The following is an 11,372-nucleotide window of genomic DNA, read 5'->3' on the forward strand; positions in this document are numbered from 1 at the left end:
GATTTATATATAGATTCTATGCTTTTAGAAGCTAAGATTATGGCAGCAACTCCCCCTCAAGGCTATCCTAATGCACCTACTTACTATATACCAGAGTATTTAGATGAACTCTATGAAGCAGGCAAACTAGATAAAAAACTAAACCCCACAATCCCAGCAATGTATAGAGAATCTTTCCCACAAGAATTACGTGATAAAATAGAATCTTATGCCAAAAAGCATAATATTAAATAAAAAGAAGTATTAATAAATGCTATATAAGGTTTCAATAATATAATCTACCACAAAGGATAAGCAATGCAAAAGAATAACTCTAGAAATACGCTCCCAAACATATTGTCAAAAAATGCTCACATAGATTCTAAAAGACGCGAAGCTATTAAAGATTTAAAAGACTTAAGCTTACTTGGTGTAGGTAGCATACTAGGATTGCAAATATATAAAGATTCTAAGACTCATAGCATAGAATCTCATTTCTTAGATTCTTACACAAATACATTAGATTCTACTTCTCTCTTAGAATCTAATACCCTAGATTCTCTGCATTCTCCCTCTTATTCTAATATCCCCAGTGAAATCCTCTCACTCCCTCTTAAATACTTTAATGTGCCACAAGCATACACCATGCTTTTAGAATCTAAATTTTCAAGAAATCAAAGAGAAAATCTACTCTACATCGTGCCATTACTTACAAGCAAAGAATTTAATCATACAATGCCTAGTCTCTATCATAACTATAATGTAGAAAATAATACACATAGAATCTATAATAAGACAAGCCAGTTTTTACAATACCACTATGATACTTTAGGTTCTTTACTCAAGGACCTACAATCTTATAACTTTATCATAAGAGATTTTAGGGTATTGGCACAAGATTTTAATAACTTAGATTCTAAAGCACTCCTACATAAAAAGATACAAGAGATTTTAAAGCTTATAATCATTGATGAAAAGCGAGAGGCAAAAACTAAAGAGGATTATGAGATACATTACAACAAGCAAGTGCCAGATTATACATTCTTTAATCACAAAGCCCTAGATAGCAAAGGCAATATCATAGATACAACAAGCCATATATCCCTCAATGATATACGCAGATACCAAGTGCCAGAGGGAAGTAGTTTGTATCAAGAATTTAAGGCTTTAGAAGAAGAGGATCAAGAGTCCGCCATTGATGCCTATAATGAAGCCTTAGAAATCCTAGCAGATTATAAAGACTACTTTTTTACCAACACTCCAAAGAAAAATGACCAAGGTAAGATATTAAGCTACAAAGATGATAAAAACAAAGCAAGGAGATTATTGCAATGCCTTAATACCATAGGGCAGAATAATATTAGGGCGTTGTATGTAGGGGTGAATGAGAGAGAGAATACAAACAATGCGCCAACAACACATCTTGCAGAGGCGACCAATAGCAAAGACAAAAATAACAAGAAACGTCCTAAATTCATAGGGCGTCTAGCTACCACTATTATTATAGAAGATGGATTGTGGTTGGGATAAGATTAAAATAATAAGATAAGGAGAAACAATGAGTGAGACATATCAAATCTATACGCCTAATGCATTGTCATTAAAAGTAGATAAGGGAACGAATAAAATTCATTTTACCCCTCGTGATCCGTATGTAGAAACAGGCAAATACACAGAGGAATATTCCAAAGCCCTGCTTGAAGCTTGGCAGATAATGGAAAAAGCAAAAAAACAATACAAACCCATCTACTTTGACCCAACACTTAAGACAAATCCAAATCATTTTAAAGAATTTAAAAGCTTTCGTGATCTCTATCTTAAAGATCCTATAAAAAAAGCCATAGCCCCTTGGACTAAAGCTGAAAAAGCCTATTATGAATCTTTACAAACCAAAAGAGAAAGATATCAATACCTAGTGATTAGAAGTGGATTAAGAAGTGCAGTCATAGATATACCCTTTGATGCTATTGGTGGAGTAGATGAACATGGTAGAGTAATCAATGAAGAATATGAAGAGATTTTTTATCAAGTAGATAGGAATAAAGATACATTAAAATCCTATCTACACATACAAGAATGGGGCATAGCCGCAGGGATACTAGGGAATCCAAGATATCTCTCAAGAGATAAAATGGGCTTTCAAGCACGACATATACAGGCTCTTATATTAAAAATGCAGCTTGATGCGACTACTATTACCTTTCAAAATTTAAATTATTTTGAGGCATATATAAAGCATATCATAGGCAACCAACGATTAGGATTACGCAAAAACCCCTTACGCCAACAACAGCTTAGAGCCATAGCCAAAAAGATAAAGCCAGATAGATTTGGTATGCTCCCATACATAGATGAGATAATAGGAGTGGATTGGGTGATGGATTTGAATATGTTATACGGGTATTCTGTGGATCAGAGCGGAGAAACTCTAGAAGAAATATTTGAAGAAATACAAGAGGGCAAACTCTTAGACCCAAGGGACCCTAGAGCTACAGAACAAACACGACGAGCCTTTCGAGAAAGAATAAAGAATATAATATTTTGGAGATATGATGTTGATTTATCTAGCGAAAGAACACAACAATCAGCTGATTTATATATAGATTCTATGCTTTTAGAAGCTAAGATTATGGCAGCAACTCCCCCTCAAGGCTATCCTAATGCACCTACTTACTATATACCAGAGTATTTAGATGAACTCTATGAAGCAGGCAAACTAGATAAAAAACTAAACCCCACAATCCCAGCAATGTATAGAGAATCTTTCCCACAAGAATTACGTGATAAAATAGAATCTTATGCCAAAAAGCATGGGATAAAATAGGAAGTTTTACATTGTAAAAAAGATTTATAAAAGAGGGTGTAAGCTATAAAATAAGCTTTAGCAACCTACTTGAGCCCTAACTTTAGTAAAATACACAAGCAATTATTAAAGAATAATAAATAAAAAGTTTCTTTTTTACTCGCATAATCAATTTCAATACCACATAGTTTAAACAAAAATGCTCATTATAATCTTAAAGAATCCATAATGTGCAAGTCTCCACTTCATGATAAATTTTTAGAAAAATTGTAATAATGGAGCAAAAGGTATGTTACCAAAGAAGAACACATGAGCAACGCAATAATATCTAAAAAAAGAAAAGTACAAAACCCTAACACATACCTTACACAATCGTATTACACAAACTAAGAATATATTCTATAATAAAAGTAATAAAAAAGGAAATTCTTCATAACACACATTTATAAATACTCTTTTGTTGCATGACAATATGGTATTATTAGGATGTGAGAATCATAAAATAAAACGATAATATTTTATCATGAATCATAAATATTAAATCTATACGAGGAAGCATATGCAGCTATCAAAATTTAGCGACTACTCATTTCGAGCATTAATCTACCTTGCACAACACAACGATGCGTTAAATACCATAGAAAATATGGCAGGTGAGCTTAAAATTTCACAAAATCATCTCAAAAAAATTATTCACAAGCTCTCAAAAGGTCATTTTATTGAAACTTTTAGAGGAAGAGAAGGTGGCATAAAATTAGCTAAAGAACCAAAAGATATTGGACTTTTTGATGTATTGCTCTATACAGAGATAAATACCGATTTTGTTGAATGCTTGAAGCATAATGCGAAACACACAAAGTGTCCCTATCAAATCAACTGCAATCTCAAAGCAATCATCCATAAAGCAAAAGATGCTTTTATGCGAGAATTTCAAAAATATAGTTTGCAAGACTTATTGCAAACAGATAATATTGTGTAATTATGTATAAAATGACCATATTAAGAGTTTGTAACATTTTGCAATACATCAAAGCCCTTTAGCCCCCTCCCCTTGCTTTATAAATCGCAAATCCGTGCCGATATGCTCATATAAGTGAAAAGGGGTGGATACATGATACAGCCAACACATATTCAGAATCTATTAAGCCAAATGGCAACAACCACGGGCAATAAGGAGATCAATGCTACTTTACCCATGCTTTTACGCATACTTGATAAAAAAGGTGCAGATAGATATCTTGTCCAACTCGGAAAACTCATAATTGAGACACAAAGCAACAAAGAACTTCAAATTGGAACAAATTATTGGGCAAATGTTAAACAGAGTAAAGATGGGTTATTAATTTCAGACCTCATTAAGCAACCAAAAATGCTTGAAAATCTAGCGCATGCAAAACTTAAGTTAAGCTCAAACGACTTAAAAGAACTACTTAATGAAACGCATAAAAATGGCAACACGCTTGAATCTGTTTTTAAGGAATTTCTACTAGAGAGACTGCCTCTTGCAACAAGCAAACAAGAATTTTTGGAGTTATCAAATCTGCTTGTGGCTCTGCAAAATGGTGTGTTTAGTATGGTAATACAAGAAGATAATGGCAAAGAAAGCTTAGTGCAGCTTAAAAAACAGGTGGAATTCTTAGAGTTTTATAGCATCTTCCATCACTTAGGTGAAATTAATGGTATTGTGTCACTTAATGAGGAAAGTAGCGTGTGTTTGCGACTTTGTGTTATGAGCGAAAAAGTGAAAAAGATTCTTGAAAATAGATTGCACGAATTACAAGGATTTGAAGAAATACAAATTGATGTTGGGCAAAATGAACCTTTGTGGGATTTAGAATCCTTTGAGCCATCATACATCCTTAATCTTAAAGGCTAAAATTTTTAAATCTTGTATCTTATGACATGATTTTAGCACATTACCTGTGTTTGCCTTAGCTTAAAATCACATCCTACAAACTCATTATACAAAAAAGGTTGTTTCTAAACAGGGCTACATTGCCTAAATGTATTGGATTTCATTCATTACTCACCTTGCAAAGCCTTAATATACCTTCTATGCAAACAAACCTAAAACCTATGAATTTTTCATATTAATCTATAATCTAGAAACAATCAACTTTTATATACTCCTTCATAAGCATTTTAAGAATTACTCAAGGATACAAGCACTAAAAGTTATCTAGTAAATGTTTTTTTGATATATACACGTAGCTCATAGATTTAAATGTGGTTATATATCAGACTAAGCCCTCCCCTTTTTTCAGATATACTCTAAAAAATATGTGCTAAATATATAAATAACAGACACAGAAAACTAGACTCTAATATTTGACTTTAATGAGTTACGCCTCTTTAGGAATTAAATCTAGGATTCTCTATCTCTATTGTAATAAGTCCTTTTGTGAAGGAAATAAAATCAATCCAATTGGACTTCTCTATGATTCTTGAAATCTATTTAACCACACTCTAACATCATGTTCGTCAGCCTCTTATACACATCTTATGTCCTCTTTCAGACAAATCCCACTAACTAAATCTAGCTTTATGAGCGATAATCTGCATTAATTTTAATGTAATCATAGCTTAGATCACAACCCCAAGCTTTTGCGCTATAGGTACCATCTTGCAAATCAATAAGGATTTTAATGGTATCTGCACTTAAAATACTCTTTGCCTTATCTTCACTAAAAGTCGTTCCTACACCATCTTTTACGATTGTAATTTTTCCTTTTTTACTTGCAAATGCAAGATTAAATTTGTTCGCATCAAAGTCGGCATTACTATACCCCATAGCACAGATAATGCGCCCCCAATTTGCATCCTTACCAAAAATTGCAGTTTTAACAAGATTTGAACCAATAATAGCCTTACTTAAGGTCTGTGCTTGTTCTAAACTTTGTGCATTCTTAATGGACACTTCAAGCAAATGTGTAGCACCCTCACCATCTCGTGCAATCTTTTTAGCAAGATTGACACATACTTTTCTTAAAGCTTTTTTAAAAATCTCATAATCTGCATTTTTGCTCGAGATCATCTCATTTTTTGCTGCACCATTTGCAAGAACAACCACCATATCATTTGTTGAAGTATCACCATCAACACTTATCTGATTAAAAGTCTGTGCATTAATTTCGCTTAAGGCTTCCTGCAATAATTCCTTAGAAATCGCTATATCAGTCAAAATAAAGCCAAGCATTGTCGCCATATTCGGATGAATCATACCTGATCCCTTTGCCATACCAAAGATTCTAAATTTATGACTACACCTTTTTCCTGCTTTTGCTTTCTTATTATATGCTTGTTGGGATTGGCAATCTAATTGCACCTGCATATTATTTACGTTTGTCTCACAGCTCTTAGCTTCTTTAGCATATTGCGCATCAACTTTAGAATCTTGTACTTTTTTACTTGAGTTTGCCTCTGTCTTTCCTGCAATCTTATCCTCACTATGAGCCGTATTTAAATCATTAGAATCTAAACCACTTGATCCTTCTAGTTGGCAGGTTATACCAAATGTCTTTGGAAAAGTATCTGTTGTCATAATGGCACGACTGGCAAGTTTTACAGAATCTTTACTATTGTTTTTTTGTGTTACCAACTTAGGAATAGCCTTTAAGATTCTAGACATTGGCAATTGAACTCCGATTACACCTGTTGAAGCAAGTAAAACATGCTTAGGATCTATGTGCAATACCTCCGCCAATGCTTCTGCACTTATCTGACAATTCTCTTCACCCTGTTTTCCAGTGCAAGCATTTGCACAACCCGAGTTAATCATAACTGCGTGGATGTCATTTTGTATCTTAGCCTTATTGTGAGTAATACAAGCTGCCTGTACGCTATTTTTTGTCCACACACCAGCACTCTTGCAAGGCTCATGCGAGCAAATAAGAGCAAGATCTAGTCGATTTTTATACTTTATATTTGCCTTTACACCAGATAGCTCAAAACCTTTAGGAAGCTTCGTATTTTTTTTTGCCCTAAGTTTTACTTGTGTTACCATACCATTCCTCACTCTTTAGAATCTGCGAGGATTCTAGCGAAAAACCTGCGAAGATTCTACTTTTTCAAAAGCTCATACCTATGGTATAGACCTAATAGGTGTAAAAAATTCACAATATATTATTTTTTTACCATATTATTTAATCAAGTTTAAATAACGTTTGTTCTAATGGACTTATGTCAATTTGTCCTGAAAGATAAAAATATTTGCGTAATACCAAAAGATTTAATAAGCCCTCCAACCTTTTATCATAAAATTTCATACAAAAGGCATGTGCATTTTGTATGATTTCTTTTGCTTCATTTGTGTGCGTCTTGTAGTATTCAAGAACAGAATCTAAATCACTATAATCGCGATTTATTGCTGCAAAATGCACTCCTTTTTCTAGCCTTTGCTCCATGAACCATGTTTCCATTTCAGGTTCTGGCATAATACAAAGTGAGTTTGAGCTTAAAACCCACTTCAAATTACTCGCCACATCATAACCCTCAAGGCTTAGTAAAAACTTGTAAGGCAAGTGCTCTTGTATTGACAGTTTATTTTTAATCCATTGTGGAGTAGAATCAGGTCGTCCAACATGTCCAATATCACAATTTGGATTTGTAAAGTGTTTTTCAAAAAAGCGGATTCTATGGTCTTGATACACCGCACCACGAAACAATAGTATATCTTTTTTATCTTCAAATCTTATTGGATCATGAATGAAATGAAAATGACGATACTTTTCAAGTTGCAGTAATACGGAATTGTTGTTGCAAGAAATAATAGGACGAGACTTGCAAATAGCAGGAAAACTCAAAAGATCACAAACATCATAAAACATATATGCCCAACGCAAATCGTCTTTAAAATATCTAGTCCATTCATAAGAATCATAAAAATATACCGATCCAGCCTTATAGGTATTATTTTTCAATATATCTATATTTGGTACAAGTTGTTGTAAGTTTGATAATCGACTAGGATAAGGTGGCAACGCGACTTGCAATGGCTGCACTTGCGCTAATTTATCTTGTGTTGAGGGTATACAAAAAGGCTTATCTAGCTTATTATAGTAATTAATGCGATTACTGATAACTTCTAGCTCTTTGTCATAGGTTTGCAGCAGTTTTTGTATTTTTACCTCAAGTTGCTTTTGTGTTATTATACGCGGTATCATCATACGCATGATACCTTTGAGATTATAGATAAAACGCGAACCTCTAGTTTGCAATAAATAACCCTCCAATACTGAACTCAAAAACTAACAACATAATACTATAAATAATACTATAAAACGTTGGCAAGACAATAATCTAGGCTAAACTTAATGTCATGTGTCATGAAACAAATTCTGAAATTCACAAGGCAGGTTTAAAACCATAGAAACTAAACTTTTCTTATTGATACCTCAAACCCACACCCACAACAAGACTAAAGCCCTAATTGCCAATTTATAGACATAGAGGATAAACAGCAATCAGACTGCAACAAACCCGATAAATCCAAAACCTGCATAACTCACAATGCATTATGTAATTCAAACATAAAACCCCTTGCTGCTTAACAAGGTTTGATCCCTTAGGATTTCAATTACTTGTTCACTGCTTCAAGTGCTTTTTGATAGTCTGGCTCGTTTGTAACCTCTTCGCATACTTCCACATAAGACACCTCGCCTTGAGGATTTACTACAATCACAGCACGTGTAAGCAATCCTGCGAGTGGAGAAGATTCTAAAATTAGACCATACGCTTTACCAAAATCTTTTGCTCTAAAATCACTTAATGTTATTAGATTTTCAATTCCTTCTGTGCTACAGAATCTTCCTTGTGCAAAAGGTAAGTCTAGAGATACAGCATATACCTTTGCATTTGCCAACTTTGTTGCCTCTTCATTAAATTTGCGTGTCTGAGTTGCACATACACCTGTATCAAGGCTAGGCACAACATTAATAATTTGATACACACCACTTGCACCGCCTACTTCTACTTGCGATAAGTCCTTTGCTACAAGGCTTACCTTTGGAGCTTTGTCGCCAAGCTTTATTGTGTTTGCACTTAATTTAGCTGGATTACCTTTAAATTTTACTTCCATAATTTTGTCCTTTTTCACTTTAATAATATCCTCAAAATGAATTCTTTAACTTAACTAATTTATTTTTATTTTCTCTTTTAAGGATTGGTGGTATTCTAACAAAAATATGTTAACTCTTTTCACACAATATCACATGTTAATCCCAAAAATCCAAGTAAGTGGTAGCATAATATCTTTTAGAGTTGCACATCCTCAAAAGCAATAATACATAATTTAATATATATATATATATATATATATCTAAACATTCCAACATCATTATATGCCATTTTAAATATCAGGTAATACCAACATTTTAATAACCAAATGTAGCAGCTGTTTTTCTTTGATTTTTTGTTCAAGGAATTTGTTGTTACCATTTTATGTTACAATGCACTTACTTTGTTCCAAAACATTTATTGCATTTTTTAAGGATACAAGATGTCATTAGTTATTGCAGGAAGGACCTTTAATTCCCGTCTGATTGTAGGTAGTGGAAAATACGAAAATTTTGAAATCACAAAAGAAGCTACACTCGCAAGTGGTGCCGAAATGATTACCGTTGCTGTGAGACGTGTAAATATTTTGGATAAAAATACACCAAATCTTATGGATTATTTCAAGGATACTGACATTTCATTTTTACCAAATTCTGCTGGTTGCACAACCGCAAGGGAAGCAGTCAATATGTTTGAGCTTGTGAGAGAAGGCACTGGGATTGACTTTATTAAGCTAGAAATCATTGGCGATACACAAAAAACACTCTATCCAGATGCAGTGGAGACGCTAGAAGCAACAAAAATTCTAGCAAGTAAAGGTTTTAAGATTCTAGTGTATACCAATGATGATCCTATTATGGCAAAAAGATTAGAAGATGCTGGAGCAGCTGCCATCATGCCACTTGCCGCACCTATTGGTAGTGGGCTTGGAGTGCAAAACAAATATAATATCATGTTTATAAAAGAAGCTGTAAAAATCCCTGTCATCGTGGATGCTGGTGTAGGCTGTGCTAGTGATGCTAGTATCGCTATGGAGCTTGGAGCAGATGGTGTGCTAAGCAACACTGCAATTGCACAAGCAAAAGATCCTATAAAAATGGCAAAAGCCATGAAACTTGCAGTTGAAAGCGGTAGATTGAGCTATGAAGCTGGCCGCATAGCAAAAAAACCTTTTGCCACTGCAAGCTCACCAACAGACTACATGCCCGCTCTCTAGTTATTTCCATTTTTAAACTTTTATCACTATATTGTCACAAGGAAGAAATTAAAATGTCTTATCCACTCAACAGAGAATCATTTGATATCTCATTACGATTTTGGTTAGAACGATTCTTTTACACAAAACTTATGGGATTAACCGCACACAGAGTAAAAGATAAAGCAATATTTGCACAAATTGTTCAAGATATACAAAGCGGTGGGTTAAATTCAATCGATGAAATTCACTCTATTTGTAAAAAAGCAAGAAAGATAGGATTGCTTGGGATTAATACTTATGCTAATCCACTTTTTACATTTTATAACTATTGTATGCGACTTGGCTTTTCAGATATGCGTGATATATATGTTGAAAATGTGCAGGAATTTTTAAGCATTTATACAGCAAATCTAAGCCTTACGACAATACGAAATTACCAGTTCGCTTTGACAAACTTTTTTGATTTCATACAAAGGCAAAATACCCTAGAAAATGGTGCAGCCCACGTTTATAATATGGATGTTTCACTAGCAAAGCGATCTGTATCGCATGATCTACCTGAATTTTTAACAGAGACAGAATTAAATGCGTTTTTAAATGCACTAAAAAGTTACAACATTAAACAGAAACATATAAATTCAATTGTGAGACTTAGAAATCAACTTGTAATTTTAATGATTGTGTATAGTGGTGCCCGTGTGAGCGAGATATTAGAAATTGGCTATAAAGATGTATCCCTAGAGGGAGATTATTATATGCTGCGTTTACGTGGCAAAGGCAACAAAATGCGTGTTGTTTTTATCGCAAAAACATTGATACAAGATTATTATAATGACTGGGTGGCACTGCGTGCTACTTTTCCTCATGTAGCCGATGATATGCCCTTGTTCATCAATAAGAAATTTCATATTCCTGCACAATCCTACATTTATATGGTGATTGAGAATCTGCTTTTAAGTGCTGGTATCCGTAAGGCAAAAAATGGTGCCCATCTATTGCGGCACAGCTTTGCTACCATGCTTTACAATAAAAGCAAAGATCTCATTTTAGTCCAAGAAAGCTTAGGGCATAGCAGCATTGAAACAAGTAGAATCTATACACATTTTGATAATCAACGATTAAAACATGCAGCAAATGTAATCTCAAATCTTAGTGATGAGAGAGATAATCGCCTAAATTAGCTAATCATTCAGAGAATGATTATATGTCCTCTAGCGCCTTGACTTGCCTTTTATGGCATGTCTGTCATCTTACGCATTGCTAGACAACTGCAGCTCAATAGCCTCGCTATGCCATTTTCAACAATATTTTCTATTGTTTTAACTTAGGTTGCTTATA

General features: G+C 33.9%; 9 protein-coding genes and 1 pseudogene. 7 read left to right on the forward strand and 3 right to left on the reverse strand.

All coding sequences use genetic code 11. The annotated features are described in order from the left end of the window. From LS81_RS07560 to LS81_RS07580, 5 genes and pseudogenes are all read left to right on the forward strand, one after another. Positions 1 to 234, forward strand: a pseudogene (locus tag LS81_RS07560) (hypothetical protein); the annotation flags it as partial. A 63-nt stretch (positions 235 to 297) separates the two neighbouring features. After that, positions 298 to 1,509 carry a hypothetical protein gene (locus LS81_RS07565; protein WP_034345708.1) on the forward strand — a complete coding sequence of 404 codons (1,212 nt, stop codon included), beginning with the start codon at positions 298 to 300 and terminating at the stop codon, positions 1,507 to 1,509. Between the two features lie 28 nt (positions 1,510 to 1,537). Continuing rightward, the gene (locus LS81_RS07570; RefSeq protein ID WP_104696511.1) at positions 1,538 to 2,803 is read left to right on the forward strand and encodes a hypothetical protein; all 1,266 of its coding nucleotides are present in this window, start codon (positions 1,538 to 1,540) and stop codon (positions 2,801 to 2,803) included. A gap of 538 nt (positions 2,804 to 3,341) precedes the next feature. Next, complete coding sequence (locus LS81_RS07575) at positions 3,342 to 3,761, forward strand: RrF2 family transcriptional regulator (RefSeq protein WP_104696512.1); 420 nt, start codon at positions 3,342 to 3,344, stop codon at positions 3,759 to 3,761. A gap of 132 nt (positions 3,762 to 3,893) precedes the next feature. After that, positions 3,894 to 4,658, forward strand: a complete 765-nt coding sequence (locus LS81_RS07580) for a hypothetical protein (protein WP_034344521.1) — start codon at positions 3,894 to 3,896, stop codon at positions 4,656 to 4,658. 666 nt (positions 4,659 to 5,324) lie between these two features. Here the strand turns inward: LS81_RS07580 and argJ are convergent. The 3 genes from argJ to tpx form a co-directional block, all read right to left on the reverse strand. Beyond that, positions 5,325 to 6,785 carry a bifunctional ornithine acetyltransferase/N-acetylglutamate synthase gene (gene argJ, locus LS81_RS07585; RefSeq protein WP_034344519.1) on the reverse strand — a complete coding sequence of 487 codons (1,461 nt, stop codon included), beginning with the start codon at positions 6,783 to 6,785 and terminating at the stop codon, positions 5,325 to 5,327. A gap of 139 nt (positions 6,786 to 6,924) precedes the next feature. After that, a complete protein-coding gene (locus LS81_RS07590; protein WP_237022212.1) occupies positions 6,925 to 8,025 on the reverse strand; it encodes a glycosyl transferase family 90 in 1,101 nt (366 codons plus the stop codon). Positions 8,026 to 8,357: 332 nt separating this feature from the next. Further along, complete coding sequence (gene tpx, locus LS81_RS07595) at positions 8,358 to 8,858, reverse strand: thiol peroxidase (protein WP_034344515.1); 501 nt, start codon at positions 8,856 to 8,858, stop codon at positions 8,358 to 8,360. 420 nt (positions 8,859 to 9,278) lie between these two features. On the opposite strand from tpx, the gene LS81_RS07600 reads away from it, so the two are divergent. After that, on the forward strand, positions 9,279 to 10,052 hold the full coding sequence (locus LS81_RS07600; protein ID WP_034346628.1) for a thiazole synthase: 774 nt from the start codon (positions 9,279 to 9,281) through the stop codon (positions 10,050 to 10,052). 53 nt (positions 10,053 to 10,105) lie between these two features. Next, a complete protein-coding gene (locus LS81_RS07605) occupies positions 10,106 to 11,215 on the forward strand; it encodes a tyrosine-type recombinase/integrase (RefSeq protein ID WP_034346629.1) in 1,110 nt (369 codons plus the stop codon). Positions 11,216 to 11,372: the final 157 nt, after the last annotated feature.

The organism is Helicobacter trogontum (assembly GCF_000765905.2).
Taxonomy (GTDB): Bacteria; Campylobacterota; Campylobacteria; order Campylobacterales; family Helicobacteraceae; genus Helicobacter_A; species Helicobacter_A trogontum.